The following is a 19,736-nucleotide window of genomic DNA, read 5'->3' as shown; positions in this document are numbered from 1 at the left end:
GGCGCCCGCCGCCCCTTCACCGGGGGCGCGGGCGCCTGCGGCGTACTCCGTCACTCCGTCACTTCGCTGTTCTGCCGCCGTCCACCGCGAGGGCGGATCCGGTGGTGAAGGACGAGGCGTCCGAGCAGAGCCAGGCGGCGGCGCGGGCGATCTCGGTCGGATCGGCGAGGCGCTGCTGGATCGCCTTGCCCCCGAAGCCGGCGCCCACGGAGAGGCCGGCCGACAGAACGCCGTCCATCATCTCCGTATCGGTGCTGCCCACCACGAGCGCGTTGACGCGGATGCCGCGCTCGCCGTACTCGGCCGCCGCCGCCCTGGTCAGACCGATGACCGCGTGCTTCGCGGCCACGTAGGGCGCCGACGCGGAGGTGGCGCGTACGCCCGCGACGCTGGAGGTGTTGACGACGGAGCCCGCACCGCCCGGCAGCATGGCGGGGATCTGGGCGCGCAGACAGTTCCACACGCCGCGCAGATTGACGTCCATGGTGCGGTCGAAGACGTCGTCGGGAAGTTCGTGCAGGACCGTTCCGGCACTGGCGTAACCGGCGTTGTTGAACGCGCAGTCGAGCCTGCCGAACCGGGCGACCGCCATGGCCACGGCGTGCTCCATGTCCGCCTGGCGGGTGACGTCGCCCGGTACGGCCACGGCCCGGCCGCCGTCCTTCCTTATGCGCTCGGCGACCTCCTCGACCAGCCCGGCCCTGCGGGCCACGAGCACGACGGCGGCTCCCTCGTCGGCGAAGTGCCGGGCCGCCGCGGCGCCGATACCGCTGGAAGCGCCGGTTATCAGCGCCACTTTGCCGTGCAGCAGCTGCCCGCCCGGCGTCACGCGCGCCCGGCCCGGACGGCCGTGGACAGGGGCGTTCTCCAGAGCATCTGAGGGTTCATCTCCCGGTCGATCCGGTGCAGCAGCTCGCCGTCGAGCGCGTCGAGACCGCTGATCACATGGCGTACGCCCGCCTCCCGCATCAGAGCACGCTGGTGGCTGTGGACGAAGGAGGAGGGGTGGCCGACGAAGGCGGTGCCGAGCTCGCGGGCCACGTCGGCCACCCGGGCGACGTCGTCGACGAAGAGGGCCTGGCCCGGACGGAGCCCGAACACGTCCTCGGTGATCTCCTTGAGGCCGGGGCGGATGTCGTTGGTGCAGACATAGCCGGGACCGTCGAACAACTCGGCGTAGCGGCCCAGATGCTGGTCGAAGTGGTCCTTGCCCAGACCGCCGTAACAGACCGTGCGCAGGCCCGCGCCGCGCAGCCGGAGGAGCAGGTCACGCGTGCCCGGCGTGATCGTGACCGGGTGGCGTGCGAGGTAGGCGGCACGGTCCTCGAAGTAGGCGGCGAGCGCCTCCTCGCCGGTCATGTCGCCGTCCACCGCCGCAGCGAGTAACCGGCCCGCGACGTGCTGGGGCTGGGAGAAGATCGAGCGCTCCAGCTCGGCGGTGTACGTCCCGCCTCTGCTGACGATGAAGTGGTGGATGACCGGGCTGAAGGTGTCGTTGAGCAGGACGCCGTCGATGTTCAGGGCGGCCAGGCGCAGGGAGATCATGCGGCTCCGTAGATGATCGTCGTGGACGTTCGGTACAGGCAGAGCAGGCACAACAGCCAGGGCGGGCAGGGCGGGGCAGGGCGCGCGCATTCCGGGCGGGCATTCCGGGCGAGCGGGGAGGTCAGGGCATCATCGCGGCGCCGCGAGCGGGGGTCGCCTCGGCGCGGGTGATCACGGACGGGACCGCGATGCCCGGGAGCAGCAGGTTCCACATCTGCTGGGTGCGCTCGGGAAGGTCCCTGCGGCCGCTGACGACGTTGGAGTACATCTGCATGCCGGTACAGGCGGCGATCACGAACTCCGCCACCACGGTCGGCTCGATGCCCGGCTGCAACTCGCCGTCCTCCCGCGCCTCGTGGAGACACGAGCTCATGATCCCGCGGAACTTCTCGTACGGGTCGGCGTTCAGGGAGTCGCCGATGGAGGCCTGTTCGTTCGTCAGCCGCACGCCGGCCCGGAGCAGCGGGTCGCGCTGCAACTGCCACGACCACACGAGGGTGAGGTCGATGAGCCGCTGGAGCCCGCTGGCGGCCAGCAGCGGGACGAGGGTGTCCGGCTGGCTGTTCATCACCGCCTTGGCCAGGTCCTCCTTGGAGCCGAAGTGGAAGTAGAGCGCCCCCGCCGTCACTCCGGCACGCTTGAGGATGCGGGTGATGCTGGCCCCCGCGTAGCCGAACTCGTCGAAGACCTCTGCCGCTGCGAGCAGCAGTGCTCGACGGGTCTGTTCTGCCCGCTCTTGCTTCAGTGCCATACCTCTCACCTTCCCAAAAAGAATGCTCCTTATGTTATCTGGGTGAACGGCGGTGCGGGCAAGTCCGTTTTGGTGGACTTGAGTTGGATAAAGCAACAAATCACCTCGAAGAAAATTCAGAGGATCGAGCCCCTTGACTTGCCAAAATAAAAGGAACATTATTTTTTGAGTCGGGTACACGGAGTGGTGCTCACGCACCTCTGTGTAGTCGATCGCTGAAACAACCGATCTTGGGGGGCCAAGTTGTCTGTTTCTGTCCTGAGCCGTGAAGCGAGTCCGGTCCAGCGGCGGCAGGTGCACCAGTGGCAGGTGCACAAACTTCGGGGAGAGGAAGTCCTGCTCACGTCGTGGGCCGAGCCGCACCCGGGGCGCTACGAACTCACCGCGCGCTGGCCGCAGGGGCACGCTTTCTACCGTCCGTCGGGGGGTGCGTACGACCCGATGCTGCTCGCCGAGAGCGTGCGCCAGACGGTTCCGCTGCTGTCCCACGCCGTGCACGACGTACCGAGGGAGTACAAGCAGGCCTGGGAGACCTTCAGCTTCGCGGTCGAGCCGTCGGCGTCGCTGGTGACCGGCGTCGAGGACGAGGTGCGCCTGGTGGTGTCCTGCTCGGACGTGGTCCGTCGCGGCAGCAGGTTCGCCGGGATGACGATGCGCGTCGACGTCCACCTGGGGGAGCGGCTGACGGGCACCGCGTTCACCCGCTTCAACAACCAGCCCGCGGCCATATACCGGCGGCTGCGCGGGAGTTACGCGGACACCGGGGCCGCGCTCGCCGCCTGCCTCCCGGCGGGCCCGCCCGTGGAGCCGCACCGGGTGGACCGGGACTCCCCGGCCGACGTGGTGCTCTCACCGGATCCGGGCGGGAGGCACGGGCGGTGGATGCTGCGCGTGGACCCCGCGCACCCGGTGCTGTTCGACCACGCCGTCGACCACGTGCCCGGGATGCTGCTCCTCGAAGCCGCCCGGCAGGCCGCGCACGCCGTCGGCGACGGCGGCGCGACCGTCACCGCGATGACGACGGACTTCGCCCGGTACGTCGAACTCGACGCCCCCGCCGTCGTCGTGGCCGGCGATCCCGTCCCCGACGGCACGGGCCGCAGCCGTGTGAACGTGTCGATCGAGCAGCACGGCGTCCGGGTCTTCACCTCCGAGGTCACCGTCCAGGGGCCGACCGGCCTGTAGGGCGGGTCCGGCCGCACCACGCGAAGCGGCGGGCGGCCCGTATCCCCTCCGTGGGGGGACACGGGCCGCCCGCCGCCGGGCGTCAGGCCCGCACCGGCTCCGGCATCGGCTCCGGAAGCTCCTCGTGCACCGTGACCGCGACGTGCACCGAGGCCGGGACCGCGAAGCTGGCCTCGTACCCGGGAGGTGCGATCAGCTGCCGCACCCGCCAGCCGAGCGGCTGGCCGGTGAGATCCAGCCGGTTCATGACGGCGGCCATGCCCTGTCCCGTCGCCTTGGCCATGGCCTCCTTGCGGGTCCACAGACGGGCGAAGTCCCGGACGAGTTCGTCCTCCGGGCGACCGCCCAGCCACTGCTGTTCCTTCGGATGGAGGAACGGCAGATACCCGGCGACGGACTCCGGGGTCGGCCAGGACTCGATGTCGATGCCGATGGTGGCCTCGGCGACCGCGATGGCGACATGGTCCCCGCTGTGCGACATCGAGAACTCCGGTGCCTCGCCGTCCGGGTCCGGATCGCGGATCGCCGGTCTTCCGTGCGCCCCACCGCAGCCGGGACACGGCTGCCGCAGGAAGCCGACGCTCCTGGGGGAGCAGCCGAGCGACGACCCGAGAACGCTCCGCAACGCCCAGTGGGCGAAGGCGTAGGCCTCCCGGCCGGCCTGCTGCGGTATCGAGGCCAGCCGGCTCCGCTCCTTCTCGTCCAGCCAGTCGGGCGGGGTCCCGCCGGGCGGGAGGCGCTGCCCGGCCGGGGCCCGGACGATCCAGATGCCGACCGGATCGAGGACTTCTCCCGGAGGCGCGTCGGACCACTTGAGGTCGTGTGTCATATCGATACGGCTCCTGATGCGGCGGGGACCCGGCCGGTCCCCGCCACGCGTCGGATCAGGCGGTTGCTGCGAGCAGCGGCCACGGGCCGGTCGTGGCGTACTGCTCCAGGTCCTCGGAGGCGAGATAGCGCCGGAACCCCGGCACCTGCTCCGCCGGGCGGAGCGCTCCCCGGTACAGCACCATGCCGCGCACACCCGTCCCGTCGTCGTGCCAGCACACGAGCGGGAGGTGGTACTCCGGGGTGTCGCAGGTCTCCTGCACGGCGGCCTGGTAGCCGTACGCGGGCAGCAGGCTCATCGCGCCGCCCCCACGACCGCTCCCGCGGCGACGCCCGCGGCCGCACCCTCGGGGAGGACACCGAACAGGGCACCGTAATCGGTGATCCGCGCCGCCGCCTCGCTGCCGCCGGCGGCGTGCAGCGCGTGCCAGAACAGCACCTGGTTCGCGGTGAGCACGGGAAACCCGAGCCGCTCCTCCAGGCCCGCGATGGCGCCCACGGCGCGGATGCCGTTGCCGGCGACCAGCACCGCCTGCGGCTGCTGCGGGGCGACGACGGTCTCGATCCACATCACCAGCGCCTCCGGCGTGATCAGCTTCTGATTGCTGGGCAGGCCGCAGGGGGCGTGGTGGACCACGTCGAAGCCGCGCTCACCGAAGTACGAGGCGCCCAGCGCCGACAACTCGTCGTCGAACCACGGCGGGTTGACGAGCGCGATCCGCTCCGCGCCCAGGGCGTGGAAGCCGGCCGCCGCCGCGTGCGTCGTGCCGGTCAGCGGGATGCCCCGGGTCCGCTCGGCCAGCCGCTCGAACAGCTTCTGCTCGCCGTCGGCGCCCAGGACGTAGGCGGAGCTCGTGAACCCCAGGGCGATGGAGTCCAGCGGGGAGGCGGCCAGCAGCTCGACGGCGTCGTCGATGAAGGGCGGGTCGATGAAGGCGCGCACCGGGTCGTGCGGGATCTTGGGGTCCATCTCCCCGCCGGGGCGCATCGCCCCGAAGTGGACGCGTGAACCGTGGATGTAGACATCGCGCGGCGCCATCGCCTGGAGCTCGGACTCGGGCCCGACGTCCGCGTGCGGAACGACGACGCCGACGCGGGCGACCGCGCCCCAGCCGTCCTCGCGGGCCTGGAACTGCGTCATGGGGTGCTTCTCCTCTTCTGCCGTTCTTCTGGTGCGCCGTTACGGATACGGGGCGCGGGTCAGGACGCTTCGTCGGCGAGCGAGCCGCCGCTGACGGTGCCGGTGCCGTCCTCGTCCAGGAACTTCGGGTGCTTGCGGCGCATGGTGTCCATCACGAACGCGTACGGGACGTCGTCGAAGTCGCCGTGGTCGGTGAGGAACTCCATGCTCTGCCGCCCCTGCGCGTCGAAGGGGTGGTAGCGGCTGTCGGAGCGGCCGTCGAACTCCAGCGGGGTCATGCCGTACAGCCGGCACAGGAGCTTGTTGAAGACCGGGGTCACCTGCAGCCAGCGGCCCTCCAGATACACGGTGGCCAGACCGTGGAAGAAGACGTCGCCGCCGATGTAGGAGCGCAGCCGGTCGGAGGCGAGGTGGTTGCGGACGTCGCTGTAGTGCAGCCGGGCGGGGATGCCGACCGCGCGGCAGCAGGCGGCGTAGAGCACGGACTTGTGCAGGCAGAAGCCCTTGCCGCCGGCGATGATGCTGGAGGCCCGGAGGCCCTCGGGCGACAGGTCGGCGCCGTAGACCTCGTAGTGGATGCCGTCGCGCACCGCGTAGTAGAGGGCGACGGCGAGGTCGACCTGGCCGGCGGACGCGCGGTCGATCCCGTCCAGGGCCTTGTCGACGAAGGCCCTGACGCTCGCGTGCTCGTGGTCGAGGAATTCGGTGGCCGCCGTGAGGCGGGCGAGGTCGTCGGGGCCCGGCCGCGCGGCCGTGGCGTCGGCGGTCTGCTGCTCGGACAGGGTGGGTGCCAGGGTGTCGGTCATGCGGATGCCTCTCGTCACAGGCCCATCAGGGCGGCGATGCAGTTGCGCTGGATCTCGTTGGTGCCGGAGTAGATGGAGCCGGCGGTGGCGTTGCGCAGCTCGCGCTCGATGCCGGTGCCGGTGAGATAGCCGCGGGCGCCGAATATCTGGATGGCGTGCTGGGCGGTGAGCTGGTTGGCCTCGCTGACCACGATCTTGGTGGCGGCCACGTCCAGCGACGCGTCCTTGCCCTGCTCGACCTTGAGGCCGGTGTCGTACAGCCACTTGCGGGCCGTCTCGACGGCGATCCTCATGTCCGCGATCTTGTGGGCGACCGCCTGGTTCTTGCCGATGGCGCTGCCGAACTGCTGCCGGGTGGTGGCGTGTTCGACCACCCGCTTCAGCCGGTGGGTCATCTCGCCCAGGTTCACGGCGAAGGAGAAGAGGACTTCCCGCTTCATCACGTAATCCATGATCAGGAAGCCGGCGCCCTCGCTGCCCAGCCGGTTGCCGACGGGCAGCCGCACGTCCTCCAGCGTGACCTCGCTGATCGGGGAGGTGCGCAGCCCCATCGTCTCCAGCGGCTCGCCGACGGTGAGGCCCGGTGTGTCGCGCTCGGCGAGGAAGGTGCTCAGCCCGAAGGCGCCCGGCTTGCCGGTGCGGACGTAGAGCAGGAAGAGGCCGGCGACCGGGGCGTTGGTGATGAACATCTTGCCGCCGTTGAGCACGTACTCGTCGCCCTCGCGGACGGCCGTGGTCCGGATGTTCATCACGTCCGAGCCGTGGCTCGGCTCGGTGATCGCGTGCGCGGTGATGGCCTCGCCCGAGGTGACCCGGGGCAGGTAGCGCCCGCGCAGGTCCTCGGAGCCGAACGCCTGCAACGGGATGCCGACGCTGACGATCTGCGTGGACGCCGAGAAGTTCAGACCGGCGTCCCGGCTGGTGTGACCGAGGCCCTCCAGCGCCGCCATGGTCTCGGTGAGCGTCCGGCCGGCGCCGCCGTACTCCGGGGCGAAGGGGAGGGTGAAGAGCCCGGACCGTTGCAGCGGTTTCCACTTGTCGTGCGGGAACTCGCCGGCCCGGTCCCAGCGGGTGACGTCGTCGTTCAGCTCGTCACCGTAGGGCGCGGTGATGCCGTACGTGTCGGGGGCCTTCTCTGCTGCCATGGGTGTCTCGCCTTGCCTTTCGCCGGGTGCTCGGTGCCGGGTGCGGGGCCGCGCCGTCGCGGCCCCGCACCCGGCGGTGGGGATCAGTAGCGGGAGAAGCCGTCCTCGGAGAGCGAGTGCTTCTCGTCGCCACGCAGCGCCGGGCTGAAGACGGAGACGAGGAGAAGGTCCTCGTCGTCGGAGGCGATCAGGTGGTGGGCGTCGTTCTTGTCCAGGGCGTAGATGGTCCCGGTCGTGATCTTGTGGTGGGCGCCGTCCACGGTGACGACCTCGCCCGAGCCGCCTATGCAGTAGCAGGCCTCCAGGTGGCCGAGGTACTGCAGCGCGCTCGACGTGCCCTGGCGGACCAGCGTTTCGCAGACGGTGAAGCCCATTCCGTCGGCCTCGGTGAGCAGGCGGTGGCTGGTGCCGCTGCCCCACTCGATCGCGGGGACGTCGGAGAGAGAACGGACGATCATGGGAGTACTCCTGTCATCGTTGTTTTCTGGACGTGTGCGCTGCTGCTGCGATGCCTGTGGGGGTATCGGTGCCCGTGGGGTCTGTGGGGTGCGTGGGGCTCGTTGGCCTTGCTCGGCTGCTCGGCTGCTCGGCTGCTCGGCTTGTCGGGCGGAGGGAAAGGGCTGTCAGACGGCGGCCGGAGCGGCGCGGCCGACGAAGCCGCGGATGTCCGCGAGCGTGCGGTAGGCGGCCGGCTCCAGCGGGATGTCGTCGACGGGGATGCTGTACGTCTCGGATATCCAGGAGATGAGGCGGACCAGGCCGAGGCTGTTCACGACGGTGCTCTCGATGAGGTCGAAGTCGTCGGTCAGGTCCTCGGCGTCCTCACCGGCCAGGAACTCACTGACGATGTACGCGCGGATCGGGTCGTTGGCGACGGTGCTCATCAAACGTCTCCGTTCAGTTGGGTCTTCTTGATCGAGTTGCGGTCGGGCTTGCCGGTCGCGGTCTTCGGAAGCGGGGTGCAGGCGAGCCCCACCGAGCTGGGCACGGCGTGGCGCGGCAGATGCTTCGCCGCGTACGCCCGCAGGCCCAGCGAGCTGAGGGAGGTGCCGTCCCGGCGCACCACTTCGGCGTGCAGCCGGGTGCCGGCCTCGGGGCAGGGCAGCGCGACGACGGCGGCCTCGACGACGTCCGGGTGCGCTCCGAGGACGGTCTCGACCTCCAGGGTGTTGGTGCGCACGCCGCGCACCTTGACCTGGAAGTCGGTACGGCCCTGGAGGAAGTAGCGGCCGTCGGCGTCGCGGTGGACGAGGTCGCCGGTGCGGTAGAACATGGCGCCGCCGCCGCGGGGGTCGGGCATGAACGCGTGGGCGTTGCGGGCCTGTTCCAGATAGCCGCAGGTCTGGAAGGGGGTGTGCACCAGCAGTTCGCCGGTGCCGGGTCCGCGCAGGACCTCGGTGCCGTCGGGCCCCTCGATCAGCAGCACGGCGTCGGTGCCGTCGATCGGGGCGCCGATGGGCAGCGGGTGCACGTACGCGTCCGGATCGATGTCCTGGACGAAGCTGTCGTTGGTCTCCGTACAGCCGAAGACGTTGTGGAAGCGGGCGGCCGGGCAGGCGGCGAACGCGTCCCGCAGCCCCTGCTCGGAGACGGCCTCCCCGGTGAACACGACCGTGCGGACCGTCGGATAGCGGGCGTCGTCCGCGGCCAGGAGCCGGTGCAGCAGCGGAACCCCCTGGACCAGGGTCACCTCGTTGCTCTGTGTGAGGTCGCGCAGATAGCCGGCGTCCCCGCTGGCTCCGGCGTCGGCCAGGACGACGGTGCCGCCGGCCTCCAGCACGGTCCAGACGTCGAGGAGGGCCAGGTCGAAGTTGAGCGGCGAGAAGCTCAGCGAGCTCGTGGTGCCGTCGATCCCGAACTTCTCCGTGGCCCAGTCGCCGAAGCGGTCGAAGGCCTCGGTGCGGACCGGGACGAGCTTGGGGACGCCGGTGGACCCGGAGGTGGTGAGGGTCAGCAGCGACTCCTCGGGGTCGGGGGCGCTGAAGCCGTCCGCCAGCGTGGGGTCGGTCTCCTCCCGCGACAGGACCGCTCCGCCGCCGGGGACCGCGACGGCCGACAGCGGGCCGTGGGCCTGGGCGGTGAGCGTGGACAGGGCGGCGGTGCCCAGACCGGGCGACGGGACCAGGGTGTTGATCCCCTGACGCCAGGCCGCCAGCAGCAGCGCGACGGTCTCCGGCGACTTGTGGGCCGGGACGCACAGGGCGCGTACGGATCCGAAGCCGGCGCCGTCGAGGTCCGCGGCGGCGAGGTGGGTCAGCCGGTCGAGATCCGCGTAGGTGACCCGTCGGCCGGCGAAGACGAGCGCGGTGCTGTCGGGCTTTTCCTGCACGTGTCTGGTGAATGCCTGCAACAGGCGAGGCGAAGGCAACGGTCCCCCCTCGGTAGATGGGCGATCTGTGGCTACGAGAGAGAACCTACGGGGTTCTACTTGCATGGTCAAGCAAGTAAATCGAACGATTGAGTGATCCAGGTCACAGGGTGCTCGGGTGGGGAAAAGGAGCCCCGAGCATGCAAAAAACGGCGGGAGGTCCGGTCGCCCGGACGCGTCCCGCCGTCTGTCGTGGTGGTGTCAGGCGGCGCTGCGCAGCGCCTGCACCGCGCGGGCGAGCTGGTCGTCGGCGCTCGCGGTGTTGAGGGCCGAGCTGAGGACGTCGGCGTAGGTGGCGCGGGCGTCCTGGTAGTGCTTGCGGCCCTCGTCGGTAATGACGGCGAAGACGCCGCGCTTGTCGTCGGCGCAGTTGTCCTTGTAGGCGTAGCCGGCGCTGTCCAGTCGTCCCACCAGGCGTGTTACGGAGCTCTGGCCCAGACCGATGTGGTCCGCGAGCTCCTGCATGCGGCATTCGCCGTTCTCGGCCTGGGTGAGGGCCTCCAGGGCGCGGTACTCGGAGAGGCCGACGCCGTAGCGGCGCTGCAGGGTGTGTGCGAGCTGACGTTCCACGAAGGCGTGCAGGCCGAGGACGGCCTCCCACATGGTCTGGTCGGAGGCGGCGCGCGGCTGCTTGTGGATCGTCATGGAACGGCTCCCCTTCTCGACTGCGATGAACAACAAGATACATGCCCATGCAATCATCTGGGGAGTAGTGGTGACCATCAGGGGAACTCTGGCCGGTATGTAGTTGTAGGGGCAAGTAAAGGGTCAGGGGTCACGCCCGGGTCATGCCCTCCAGGGTGCTGCAGGCGTAGGCGGCCGAGACGAGCGTCATGTGCCGGTGCCAGCCGGGGAAGGAGCGGCCCTCGAAGTCGAGGAGTCCGAAGTCCTCGCCCATGCGGTCGATCGAGGCCTGCGCCCCCTGGGGCGAACGCGCCAGCTCCAGCAGTTCGGCCGGGTGGCGGTCGGTGATGTTCGTCAGCCAGATCCGGCCCGGACGCCCGCTGCCCGCGTCCCACTCGGCCATCAGCCGGCCCGCCCCCTGGCTGCGCTCGCCGTCCGGGCGCAGTCCGCGTACAGGTGTGTCGTGCGAGATGACCTGCCGGCCGGCCCCCGCCGGGTGCCGTACGCCCCGGCGCAGCAGCAGGCCGCGCGCCGACTCGCGTTCCCCGGGCGGCAGTTCGGGCCCGGCGAGCGTGGTCTGGCCCGGAATCGCGAGGACGAAGGCGTGCCCGCCGCCCTGCAGCCGCTGCGCCAGGGGCGCGACGTCGCACAGGGCCGTCAGGTCGGCCACCACCGGCGCCGTCCGCCCGTCCGACCGTGACGTCATCTCCTGGACCAGGCGCAGGGCGTGGTCCCACAGCGGCTGGGCCCGCGTCGTCGCGGGGATCTTCGCCCGGTCGCGCACGGCCTCGTCGCTGGTGAACCGGGGAGGCAGGAAGAGCCGCCAGTCGACCGGGATGTGCGTCTGCCCGGCGTCCAGGAACAGGCCGAGGCCCAGTTGGCAGTTGACGGTGCGCCCGGACTCCGGCAGGAAGCGCTGGTGCACCCCGGCCGAGCAGTTGCCGCGCTTGGGCAGCACCGCCGGCGCCAGTGTCCAGGCCCGCACCGGCAGCGACCGGGCGGCCCAGCGCGCCAGCTCGCCGCGCGCCGGGGCCCATTCCCACGGGCTGGCGTTGACGAACTGATGCAGCGAGGTCGACGCCGCCTCCGAGCCGGTCACGACGGCGGCCATCCGGCGCACGGTCTTCTTCCCGTCCGTCCGTAGCAGTCCCTGGAGGTACACATGCCCCCAACGCTGCTGGTCGGAGCGGTGTAAGTGGCCGAACAGGAGCCGGGACAGGTCGCCCGGCGGTCGGCCCGTCGCCATGTCGGGCGTCTCGTGCGTCGTCGTCACTGCAGGTCCCTCCCAGGTGAGCGTCGCTGAGCAGACTAACAAACATAGAGAATGTTCGTTATATTTCTATCGCAGAGCACGACTACTTGCCGAGGTCCAAGGAGAAGGCGCATGCAGGAACGGGCGGCCAGGACGCGCCAGGCCGTGTTGGAAGCGGCCGCCGACGAGTTCGCGGAGCGCGGCTACGAGGGCGCCTCCCTCCAGCGGATGGTCTGGCGGGCCGCGACCTCGATCGGCGCTCTGACCTTTCACTTCGGGACCAAGACCGCCCTGGCCGAGGAGGTGAGCGCGGGAGGGCACGCGCGGTTCGAGCGCTGTCTGGCAGAACTCGCGGCCGCCCCCGACCCCTTACGGGAACTGCGCACCCTGATCGGCGCGCTGGCCCGGCTGGCGCACGAGGACACCTTCGTCCGCGCCACACGCCGCCTGGAGGCCGATCGCCCCGGTGAGGTGCCGCCGTTGACCGAGGTGTGGCTCCCCGTGCTCCGCGGTCTGCTCGACCGTGCCCATGACGCGCAACGGCTGCGGCCCGGGGTGTCTCCGGAGGACGCGGTGGCCCTGCTGGCACATCTCGCGGAGGGCGCGATGGCCGCTCACGGCGCGAGCCGGGACTCGGCCTGGGATGCGGTCTGGGATTCGGTCTGGAACGTCGTCCTGCACGGCCTCGCCGCCGACCGGACGGGTCAGTCGGGCCAGGCGGATCGGACAGGCCAGGCGGGCCAGGCGGATCGGACGGGGCGGACGGACGCGCCCGGCCCGTCCGACGCGACGGAGCCGACGGACTTGACGGAGTGCGGGGCGGAACCCTCCTGAAGGCTGGTTCCGGCCCCCGTTCCGGCCGGTCTCAGGCGGTCGTCCGCAGCGATCTCGCCACCGGGTCCGCCACCGCCACCGCGCCCGCCACCGCGTTCGCGACCTCGTCCAGGACCTGCGCGCCGGTGCCCGCCGTCAGCCGGCTGCGGACCAGGGCGGCCCCGGTTCCGGCCTGCGGCCAGGCCTGGTAGGCGATTCCGCCGGGACCCTGGTGGCCGAAGGCGCCGGAGCGGACGTCCGGGTGGAGGCCCTCGTCGAGGAGCTGGAGGCCGCCCTCGCCGTACGCGCTGATCCCGCCGAGCAGCGGATCCAGGCCCTCGACCCAGAAGCTCCGCGCCTGGTCCAGCGTGCGGCGCGACAACAGCAGCGGCTCCTCGCCCGGGGCCCGTACGGCGTCCGCCGCCAGGATCCCCTGGAGCCGGGCGAGGCCGCGGGCCGACGCGTACGCCCCCAGGGAGGGGATGAGCGCGTACCGCCGCCGGCTCTCGCTCCACACCCCGGCGTCCGGGGGGAACGGGGACGGGTTGTTCCACACCCGCCCGGAGAGGTCCGCACCGCTGTCGCTCGCACCGCTGCGGCCCGTCCCGCCGTCCGGTGCCGGGAAGCGGGCGCGGAAGCCGGCGTCGTACGAGATCCGGGCGGTGTGCGGCAGTTGGTCGGGCACGAGGCCGAAATGGATGTCGAGGCCCAGCGGGCCCGCGATCTCCTCCAGGAAGAACAGGTCGAGATCGCGGCCGTCGACCCGGCGGATCACCTCGGCGGCGATCCACCCGGCGGTCCACGGCCCGTGCAGCACGCCGCCCGCCCGCGGGTCGTCCTCCGGGCTGTGCAGTTCGAGCAGCGCGGCCATCATCTGCGGGTTCTCGACGTCGCGCTGGTCGAGGTCCGCCGCCATGCCCGGGAGACGGGCGGTGAACGTCAGCACGTCCCGCAGCGTCACCGCGCCCTTGCCGCGCATCGCGAACTCCGGCCAGTAGTCGGCCACGGGCCGGTCCAGCGCGAGCGCGCCCATGTCGGCGAGCAGCAGGACCGCCGTGGCCAGGATCCCGTGGGAGCCCGTCAGCACCGGTTCGAGGGTGTCGCCGGTCCACGGTGTCCCGGTGACCGGGTCGGCGGTGCCGTGCCACAGGTCGACGACCGTCTCACCGTGCCGTACGACCGCCAGCGCGGCTCCCTGGGAACCGGCAGGACCCGCTTCCCGGCAGGCCCGTTCGAAGGAATGGCGCACGGAGGCGAACCCGGGCGCCGTGGTTCCGTGGACGTCGGCCGTCGTCGGCCGGGGCCGGGGCCGCGGGAGGACCTGCCGTACCAGAGAGGTCGTCATGTCAAGAACTCCAGAAGTGGTGGGGAGCCAGGGACAGAGGTGGGCGGTGCGTGGGCCGGGCTCGGCTCACACCTCGGGGGCGCCCGCCGGGTAGGGAAGGAACTCCAGGTCGGTCAGGTCCTGTTCGGTCAGCCGGATCCGGTCGCCGCCGAGGTTCTCCGCGAGGTGGTAGGGCGCCGACGTGCCGGGCAGCGGCACCACGTGATCGCCGAGCCGGAGCAGCCACGCCAGGGCGACCTGCGCGGAGGTGGCCTCGTGCCGGGCGGCCACCTGGGCGACCGCCTGGGTGAGGGCGAAGTTGTGGCGGATGGCGCGCGGGGCGAAGCGGGGCTGGGTGCGCCGCCAGTCGTCCGGGGCCAGGTCGTCGGACCGGGACAGCGCGCCGGCCAGCAGACCGCGGCCGAGCGGGGCGCCGGCCAGCAGCGCGATCCGGCGCTCCACCGCGTACGGCACGACGTCGTCGAGACCGCAGCGCGTGAAGAGCGACACCTCGGCGGCCATCGCCGCCGCCTCGTGCACGGCCTCGGCGTCGCGGGCCTCCTGGACGGTGACGACGGGCAGCCCCAGCATGCGGATCTTTCCCGCCCAGACCTGCTCGGCCAGCGCACCCCAGCTCTCCTCCAGCGGCACGCCCGGATCGACGCGGCGCAGCAGATAGAGGTCGATGTGGTCCACGTGCAGCCGGCGCAGGCTCTCGTCTACCGAGGCCCGCAGTGCCTGCGGACCGCCCGCGGGCCGCAGCCCGCCGTCCGCGTCGCCGAGCAGGCCGCCGCCGGTACACAGCACCACCTCGTCCCGGCGCCCGCGGATGGCCTCACCGATCAGCCGCTCGTTGTCCCCGGCCGCGTAGGCGCCGGCCGTCTCGACGAGGTTGACCCCGAGGTCCACCGCCTCCTGGACCAGCGATACGGCCTTGCCCCTGTCCCTGAGGGCCGGGGCGTAGCGGTACGAGAGCCCCATCGCGCCCAGTCCCAGCCGTCCGACGACCGGCCCGTCCCTGCCCAGTGTTGTGGTTCGCATCCTGCGAGAACTCCCTTCTCCACAGAGGAAAGCGACCACCTCATAGCAACAGCCCGCGATGGAGAAGCACAGCAACCCGTTCCTACTTGCCGACCTCCGGACGACTTCGGGATGTCGACGCGGGTCCGGAGGCCGGGTGCTACTTCCGCCGGGCGACGGCAGGCGAGGGAGGGGGAGGGGTCTGCCCGTCCGGGGCGGCGGGGGCCGACGCCGTGATCCGGGCGATGGCCTCGACCGTCAGGGCGCGGCCGTGGGGCTCGGTCTCCAGGGCGCGGTGGATCGACAGGCCCTCGATGAGCGCGTCGAGCTGACGGGCGGTGGCCGGGTCGAAGTGCCATTCCAGGGCGCGGCGGCTGCGGCCCATCCAGGTGCGGGTGAGCTCGCGGTAGGCGGGCCGGCGCGCGGCGAGCGTGTAGAGCTCATGGGTGAGGATCAGCTCGCGCTGGTTGCCGCCGGAGAGGTGGTGGACGAGATCGGCGACGGCCTCGCGCGCCTCGTCGGGGGTGTTCGCGGCGCCGAGGCGTTCCTCGAAGACGGCGACGATCGTGCCGGAGAAACGCGTGAACGCCTCGTGCAGCAGCTCGTCCATGCCGGAGAAGTGGTACGTCATCGAACCGAGCGGCACGCCCGCGCGGGCGGCGACCTTACGGTGCGAGACGCCCGCGACGCCCTCGTCGACGATGAGGTCCAGCGCGGCGTCGATGATGCGGTCCCGCCGTTCGGGGTCGGTGCGCCCTGTCGCCACGCGGGGCCTCCTCGGTGGGCTCGGTCCTCCTCGCAGCATAGAGCGCGGGGGAGGGAGCGGGATCGGGGGCGGGAGAAGGGACCGGCCAGGAGTGTACGAACGTACGCTCCGGGCGTAGGCTCGACCATCCGCACACGCGTATACGCGTACGTCCGAAGCTCGCCGTACGTCCGAAGCTCGCTGTGTGTCCCAAGCCCGCCCCTCCTCCCGTACCCACCGATCTGCCGAGGCCCGACTCCCATGAAGAACCCGCCGGTCATGGACGCCACCACCCGCCGCTGGCGCGCGGCGCTCTTCCTCTTCATGCTCGCCACCGGGGTGAGCATGGCGTCCTGGGTCGCCCGCACCCCGGCCGTCCGGGACGCGCTGGACGTGACGACCGGATCGATGGGCCTCGTGCTGTTCGGGCTCTCCGTCGGATCGATGGCCGGGGTGCTGGCCTCCGGCGGGCTGGTGCGCAGGCGCGGTGGGCGGCGGGTGATCGCCGCCGGGGCGGGGCTGCTCGTGGCCGGGCTGCTGGTGATCGCCGGGGGCGCGGCGCTGGAGGTGTCGGCCGGGGTGTTCTGCGGACTCGCGCTGTTCGGGGCCGGGATGGGCCTGGCGGAGGTGGCGTTCAACATCGAGGGCGCGGCCGTCGAGCGGACCCTGGGCCGCCCCGTCCTGCCGGTGCTGCACGGCTGCTTCAGCCTGGGGACCGTGGTCGGCGCACTGCTCGGGATGGGGCTGACGGCGGTCCGCTTCCCGGTCGGCTGGCACCTGGCGGCGGTCGCCGTCGCCGTAGCGGCGGCCGGGGTGTGGACCGTACGGGCGGTTCCGGCGGGTACGGGACAGGAGGAGGCGGACCCCGAGGACCCGGCGGACTCCGACGCCGCCTCCGCTGCGGGCTCCGAGGGCGGCGGGAGGCATCCGGACGGCATCCGCGGGCAGTTGGCGGTCTGGCGGGACCGGCGGCTGGTGCTGATCGGCCTGATCGTGCTGGCCATGGCGTTCGCCGAGGGCTCCGCCAACGACTGGCTGCCGCTGCTGATGGTGGACGGCCACGGGACGAGTGCGACGGCCGGTTCGCTGACCTTCATGCTGTTCGCCGTCGCGATGACGACGGGCCGGTTCACGGGCGGGCCCCTGCTGGTGCGCTACGGCCCGGCGGCCGTGGTCCGGGCCAGTGCCCTGGTGGCGGCGTCCGGTGTGGCCCTGGTGGTCTTCTCCGACGACGCGCTGCTCGCCGGGGCGGCGGTGGTGCTGTGGGGCCTCGGCGCCTCCCTCGGTTTCCCGGTCACGATCTCGGCGGCGGGCGAGGGCGTGCGGAACGCTTCGGCCCGGGTCGCGGCGGTGTCGACGGCGGGCTACGCGGCGTTCCTGGTCGGCCCGCCCTCGCTGGGCTTCCTGGCCGACCATGTGGGGCTGCGGAACGCGATGGTGGTGGTGCTCGTGCTGCTGGGCGGCGCGGCGCTGATCACTCGGGCGCTGCGGACGCCGCCCTCCGGGGAGGGCGAGGAGCCGCCCGGTACGCCGGCTCCTGGAGCCCGTCAGTCCGACTTGGTGTAGATCAGGCTCTCGCCCGTCCCGGCCGTGGACCGGCGCAGGTCCCCGTCCGGGAGCAGGGTCAGTTCGGTGGGCTTCCCGGGCGTGCAGGAGGAGGCCGGGCGGCCGGAGGTCACCGTGGAGGGTCCGATGCGGACCGGGCCGTCCCCGGCGGGCCGGCCGGAGAGGGGGGCGGTGAACTCGCAGTGGTACGTGGATCCGGAGGCGAGGGGGCCCTCGGCGGTGAGGACGAGGACCTGGTCGCCCACCTTCCCCTGCCGGATGGTCAAGGTCCTTGAGGACGCGCCCTGTTCGCCGGGTATGGAGCCGGTCCAGGTGCCCAGGAAGTCCTTCGGGACGGCTCCCTCGCCGCCCTGTTTCCCCCCGCCGGACCCGCCGGAGCCCGAAGGGCCGGGGGAGGCGGTCCTGCCCGGGGCGGCGCCGTTCATGAACGCGTACACCGATCCGCCCGCCCCTATCGCCACGACCACGGCGACGACGACGAGCGCGACGGTGGCCCCGGCGGAGCGGCGCTCGCGTGCGGGCGGGGGAGGGGTGGGCGCGAAGTAGGCCGGGGGGAAGGACTGTTCGGCGGTACGGCCGGGGGCCGGGTGGTGCGCCGGGTGCGGGGCGGCGGCGGGGGCGCCGTACGGCGGGTGGTGGTGCGCGTACGGCTGGGGCCCCGGCGGTATCGGGGCGGCGGGCGGCCGTATCGGGCTCTCCGGCGACTCCGGACCCGTCCGGGCGGCCTGGGGGTGCTGCGGGGTGTGGGCGCGCTGCGGGGCTTCGGGGGAGCGCGGGTACCGAGGGGCCTCCGGGGCGTGGGGGCGCTGCGGGTGCTGGGCGTACGGAGGGCCGTTCGGCGCTCCCGGGCCGCGCGGGTCCTCCGGGTCCTCCGCGTCGAGCAACCCCACGGCGTGGCGGCCGAGTTGGGCGATGAGGGTGCCGGGAAGCCAGGGTTCGTCCGCCTCCGCCTCGCCCAGTCGGGCCAGGATCTCGCCGGTGCCGGGGCGGGCCGCCGGGTCCTTCGCCAGACAGTCCCGGACGACGCCGGCCAGGTCCTCCGGAACCCCGGTCAGGTCCGGGTCCTCCTGGGCGATCCGGAACATCAGGGCATGGACCCCGCCGCTCTCCGTCGTACCGAACGGCAGCCGTCCCGACGCGGCGTACGCGAGGACGGACCCCAGGCAGAACACGTCGCACGCGGTGGTCACGCGCTCGCCGCGCACCTGCTCGGGGGCCATGAAGCCGGGGGAGCCGACCAGGGCGCCGGTGCGGGTCAGATCGCCGTCGGGCACGGACTCCAGGGCGCGGGCGATGCCGAAGTCGATGACCCGGGGGCCGTCGATGGTCATCAGGACGTTGGAGGGCTTCAGGTCCCGGTGGATGAGCCCGGCCCCATGGATGTGCTGGAGGGCGTGGGCGAGCCCGGAGCCGAGGAAACGTACGGAACGCAGGGGCAGCGGCCCGTACGCCCCCGAGTCCGTGACCGGGGCGCCGGGGCGGCCCGAGACGATGCGCTGGAGGGAGGGCCCGGCGACGTAACCGGTGGCGACCCAGGGGACGGGGGCCTCGGTGTCGGAGTCCAGCACCGGTGCGGTCCACGCGCCGCCGACCCGGTGCGCGGCACGGACCTCCTGGCGGAAGCGGGCCCGGAACTCGGGCTGCTCGGCGAGCTCGCGGCGGACGAGCTTGAGGGCGACGGTGCGGCCGCGGTCGGAGCGGGCGAGGAAGACCTGGCCCATGCCGCCCTCGCCGAGGCGGCCGAGGAGGCGGTACGCACCGATGCGGTGCGGGTCGTCGGACCCGAGCTTGTCCATGGTGCGCTTCCTCCCCGTGCGGCCCGCACGAGGATAACGCCGCCACCCGACGCCCGCCCGGCCTCCCCGCCTAGGACACCCCACCCGGCCCCCCGGTTCCACCCCCGCCTACCCGCCGTTCGAGGCGCCCCCGCACCGCCTCCGCCTGCCCGCGGTTCGAGGCTGAACCCGGACCGCCTCCGCCTGCCCGCGGTTCGAGGCTGAACCCGGACCGCCTCCGCCTGCCCGCGGTTCGAGGCTGAACCCGGACCGCCTCCGCCTGCCCGCGGTTCGAGGCTGCCCCCGCACCGCCTCCGCCTGCCCGCGGTTCGAGGCTGCCCCCGCACCGCCTCCGCCTGTCCGCCGTTCGAGGCTGAACCCGCACCCCTCCAGCCCGTCCGGCGTTTGAGGACGGAACCCTTGATCGGACGGGTCCGGTGCGCACACTTCAGCCTGTCCGGCGTTTGAGGACGGACCCGTCACCCGCCCGGACGGCCCGCACCCCTCCAGCCCGTCCGGCGCTTGAGGACGGAACCCTTGATCGGACGGGTCCGGTGCGCACACTTCAGCCTGTCCGGCGTTTGAGGACGGACCCGTCACCCGCCCGGACGGCCCGCACCCCCCAGCCCGTCCGGCGCTTGAGGACGGAACCCTTGATCGGACAGGGGCGATGCGCGGAACAATGCCGGTGCCCCGGAGGAGCCAACACGGCCAGGCCGACGCCCACCATCGGCACGGTTCCGTCCTCAAACGCCGGACGGGCTGGGGTAGGGCGGCCTCACACGGGAGGCCTGGGCCCACCACCGGCACGGTTCCGTCCTCAATCGCCGGACGGGCTGACATGGTCC

Annotated in this window: 20 protein-coding genes; 3 read left to right on the top strand and 17 right to left on the bottom strand. The window is 72.3% G+C overall.

The features are described 5' to 3' along the window. Positions 1-58: 58 nt before the first annotated feature. The 3 genes from IE272_RS28165 to IE272_RS28155 form a co-directional block, all read right to left on the bottom strand. On the bottom strand, positions 59-829 hold the full coding sequence (locus IE272_RS28165) for an SDR family NAD(P)-dependent oxidoreductase (protein ID WP_073958144.1): 771 nt from the start codon (positions 827-829) through the stop codon (positions 59-61). Beyond that, complete coding sequence (locus tag IE272_RS28160) at positions 826-1,545, bottom strand: haloacid dehalogenase-like hydrolase (RefSeq protein ID WP_050362450.1); 720 nt, start codon at positions 1,543-1,545, stop codon at positions 826-828. The genes IE272_RS28165 and IE272_RS28160 overlap by 4 nt, the downstream gene beginning before the upstream one ends. A 121-nt stretch (positions 1,546-1,666) precedes the next feature. Next, complete coding sequence (locus tag IE272_RS28155; protein ID WP_050362451.1) at positions 1,667-2,296, bottom strand: ScbR family autoregulator-binding transcription factor; 630 nt, start codon at positions 2,294-2,296, stop codon at positions 1,667-1,669. 243 nt (positions 2,297-2,539) lie between these two features. Here IE272_RS28155 and IE272_RS28150 point away from each other — a divergent pair, with 243 nt between their 5' ends. Next, positions 2,540-3,481, top strand: a complete 942-nt coding sequence (locus tag IE272_RS28150; RefSeq protein WP_229897770.1) for a ScbA/BarX family gamma-butyrolactone biosynthesis protein — start codon at positions 2,540-2,542, stop codon at positions 3,479-3,481. Between the two features lie 82 nt (positions 3,482-3,563). On the opposite strand, the gene IE272_RS28145 is transcribed toward IE272_RS28150, so the two are convergent. From IE272_RS28145 to IE272_RS28100, 10 genes are all read right to left on the bottom strand, one after another. Continuing rightward, entirely contained in the window at positions 3,564-4,310 is a 747-nt protein-coding gene (locus tag IE272_RS28145; protein WP_056701840.1) for a 4'-phosphopantetheinyl transferase family protein, read from the bottom strand. Between the two features lie 55 nt (positions 4,311-4,365). Continuing rightward, entirely contained in the window at positions 4,366-4,608 is a 243-nt protein-coding gene (locus tag IE272_RS28140; RefSeq protein ID WP_050362454.1) for a DUF6253 family protein, read from the bottom strand. Next, the gene (locus IE272_RS28135; RefSeq protein WP_190008639.1) at positions 4,605-5,450 is read right to left on the bottom strand and encodes a maleate cis-trans isomerase family protein; all 846 of its coding nucleotides are present in this window, start codon (positions 5,448-5,450) and stop codon (positions 4,605-4,607) included. The genes IE272_RS28140 and IE272_RS28135 overlap by 4 nt, the downstream gene beginning before the upstream one ends. A gap of 59 nt (positions 5,451-5,509) precedes the next feature. Next, the gene (locus IE272_RS28130; RefSeq protein WP_229897768.1) at positions 5,510-6,256 is read right to left on the bottom strand and encodes a transglutaminase-like domain-containing protein; all 747 of its coding nucleotides are present in this window, start codon (positions 6,254-6,256) and stop codon (positions 5,510-5,512) included. 14 nt (positions 6,257-6,270) lie between these two features. Further along, positions 6,271-7,401: an acyl-CoA dehydrogenase family protein gene (locus IE272_RS28125; protein ID WP_050362457.1), complete on the bottom strand. Its 1,131-nt coding sequence runs from the start codon at positions 7,399-7,401 to the stop codon at positions 6,271-6,273. Positions 7,402-7,484: 83 nt separating this feature from the next. Next, a complete protein-coding gene (locus IE272_RS28120) occupies positions 7,485-7,859 on the bottom strand; it encodes an ectoine synthase (RefSeq protein WP_050362458.1) in 375 nt (124 codons plus the stop codon). A gap of 165 nt (positions 7,860-8,024) precedes the next feature. Beyond that, positions 8,025-8,285 carry an acyl carrier protein gene (locus IE272_RS28115; protein ID WP_007452968.1) on the bottom strand — a complete coding sequence of 87 codons (261 nt, stop codon included), beginning with the start codon at positions 8,283-8,285 and terminating at the stop codon, positions 8,025-8,027. Further along, positions 8,285-9,730, bottom strand: a complete 1,446-nt coding sequence (locus tag IE272_RS28110; protein WP_190008636.1) for an AMP-binding protein — start codon at positions 9,728-9,730, stop codon at positions 8,285-8,287. The genes IE272_RS28115 and IE272_RS28110 overlap by 1 nt, the downstream gene beginning before the upstream one ends. A 240-nt stretch (positions 9,731-9,970) precedes the next feature. Next, the gene (locus IE272_RS28105) at positions 9,971-10,414 is read right to left on the bottom strand and encodes a MarR family winged helix-turn-helix transcriptional regulator (protein ID WP_007452970.1); all 444 of its coding nucleotides are present in this window, start codon (positions 10,412-10,414) and stop codon (positions 9,971-9,973) included. A gap of 130 nt (positions 10,415-10,544) precedes the next feature. Next, positions 10,545-11,666 carry an IS701 family transposase gene (locus IE272_RS28100; RefSeq protein ID WP_190008634.1) on the bottom strand — a complete coding sequence of 374 codons (1,122 nt, stop codon included), beginning with the start codon at positions 11,664-11,666 and terminating at the stop codon, positions 10,545-10,547. A gap of 111 nt (positions 11,667-11,777) precedes the next feature. Here IE272_RS28100 and IE272_RS28095 point away from each other — a divergent pair, with 111 nt between their 5' ends. Further along, positions 11,778-12,479, top strand: coding sequence for a TetR family transcriptional regulator (locus IE272_RS28095; RefSeq protein ID WP_190008633.1), 702 nt, complete (start codon positions 11,778-11,780; stop codon positions 12,477-12,479). A 31-nt stretch (positions 12,480-12,510) separates the two neighbouring features. Here IE272_RS28095 and IE272_RS28090 read toward each other — a convergent pair whose 3' ends face one another. The 3 genes from IE272_RS28090 to IE272_RS28080 all read right to left on the bottom strand — a co-directional run bounded on the left by IE272_RS28090 (position 12,511) and on the right by IE272_RS28080 (position 15,568). Next, positions 12,511-13,803, bottom strand: coding sequence for a serine hydrolase domain-containing protein (locus IE272_RS28090; RefSeq protein ID WP_190008631.1), 1,293 nt, complete (start codon positions 13,801-13,803; stop codon positions 12,511-12,513). Positions 13,804-13,869: 66 nt separating this feature from the next. Further along, positions 13,870-14,823, bottom strand: coding sequence for an aldo/keto reductase (locus IE272_RS28085; RefSeq protein WP_057664805.1), 954 nt, complete (start codon positions 14,821-14,823; stop codon positions 13,870-13,872). A gap of 139 nt (positions 14,824-14,962) precedes the next feature. Next, the gene (locus IE272_RS28080) at positions 14,963-15,568 is read right to left on the bottom strand and encodes a TetR/AcrR family transcriptional regulator (protein WP_050362464.1); all 606 of its coding nucleotides are present in this window, start codon (positions 15,566-15,568) and stop codon (positions 14,963-14,965) included. A 240-nt stretch (positions 15,569-15,808) separates the two neighbouring features. On the opposite strand from IE272_RS28080, the gene IE272_RS28075 reads away from it, so the two are divergent. Further along, the gene (locus IE272_RS28075) at positions 15,809-17,113 is read left to right on the top strand and encodes an MFS transporter (RefSeq protein WP_190008629.1); all 1,305 of its coding nucleotides are present in this window, start codon (positions 15,809-15,811) and stop codon (positions 17,111-17,113) included. On the opposite strand, the gene IE272_RS28070 is transcribed toward IE272_RS28075, so the two are convergent. Further along, on the bottom strand, positions 17,095-18,909 hold the full coding sequence (locus IE272_RS28070; protein ID WP_190008627.1) for a serine/threonine-protein kinase: 1,815 nt from the start codon (positions 18,907-18,909) through the stop codon (positions 17,095-17,097). The two genes, IE272_RS28075 and IE272_RS28070, sit on opposite strands and share 19 nt — an antisense overlap. Positions 18,910-19,736: the final 827 nt, after the last annotated feature.

The organism is Streptomyces anulatus (assembly GCF_014650675.1).
In the GTDB taxonomy this organism is placed as follows: Bacteria; Actinomycetota; Actinomycetes; order Streptomycetales; family Streptomycetaceae; genus Streptomyces; species Streptomyces anulatus.
The sequence above is the reverse complement of the archived record's forward strand: the minus strand, read 5'-3'. Positions and strand labels throughout refer to the sequence as shown.

Excerpts from the sequence above, each read along its gene's own strand:
- IE272_RS28145 (WP_056701840.1), bottom strand. The coding sequence starts at position 4,310 with ATGACACACGACCTCAAGTGGTCCGACGCGCCTCCGGGAGAAGTCCTC.
- IE272_RS28140 (WP_050362454.1), bottom strand. The coding sequence starts at position 4,608 with ATGAGCCTGCTGCCCGCGTACGGCTACCAGGCCGCCGTGCAGGAGACC.
- IE272_RS28120 (WP_050362458.1), bottom strand. The coding sequence starts at position 7,859 with ATGATCGTCCGTTCTCTCTCCGACGTCCCCGCGATCGAGTGGGGCAGC.
- IE272_RS28130 (WP_229897768.1), bottom strand. The coding sequence starts at position 6,256 with ATGACCGACACCCTGGCACCCACCCTGTCCGAGCAGCAGACCGCCGAC.
- IE272_RS28095 (WP_190008633.1), top strand. The coding sequence starts at position 11,778 with ATGCAGGAACGGGCGGCCAGGACGCGCCAGGCCGTGTTGGAAGCGGCC.
- IE272_RS28075 (WP_190008629.1), top strand. The coding sequence starts at position 15,809 with ATGAAGAACCCGCCGGTCATGGACGCCACCACCCGCCGCTGGCGCGCG.
- IE272_RS28160 (WP_050362450.1), bottom strand. The coding sequence starts at position 1,545 with ATGATCTCCCTGCGCCTGGCCGCCCTGAACATCGACGGCGTCCTGCTC.
- IE272_RS28155 (WP_050362451.1), bottom strand. The coding sequence starts at position 2,296 with ATGGCACTGAAGCAAGAGCGGGCAGAACAGACCCGTCGAGCACTGCTG.
- IE272_RS28135 (WP_190008639.1), bottom strand. The coding sequence starts at position 5,450 with ATGACGCAGTTCCAGGCCCGCGAGGACGGCTGGGGCGCGGTCGCCCGC.
- IE272_RS28125 (WP_050362457.1), bottom strand. The coding sequence starts at position 7,401 with ATGGCAGCAGAGAAGGCCCCCGACACGTACGGCATCACCGCGCCCTAC.
- IE272_RS28070 (WP_190008627.1), bottom strand. The coding sequence starts at position 18,909 with ATGGACAAGCTCGGGTCCGACGACCCGCACCGCATCGGTGCGTACCGC.
- IE272_RS28085 (WP_057664805.1), bottom strand. The coding sequence starts at position 14,823 with ATGCGAACCACAACACTGGGCAGGGACGGGCCGGTCGTCGGACGGCTG.
- IE272_RS28105 (WP_007452970.1), bottom strand. The coding sequence starts at position 10,414 with ATGACGATCCACAAGCAGCCGCGCGCCGCCTCCGACCAGACCATGTGG.
- IE272_RS28115 (WP_007452968.1), bottom strand. The coding sequence starts at position 8,285 with ATGAGCACCGTCGCCAACGACCCGATCCGCGCGTACATCGTCAGTGAG.
- IE272_RS28090 (WP_190008631.1), bottom strand. The coding sequence starts at position 13,803 with ATGACGACCTCTCTGGTACGGCAGGTCCTCCCGCGGCCCCGGCCCCGG.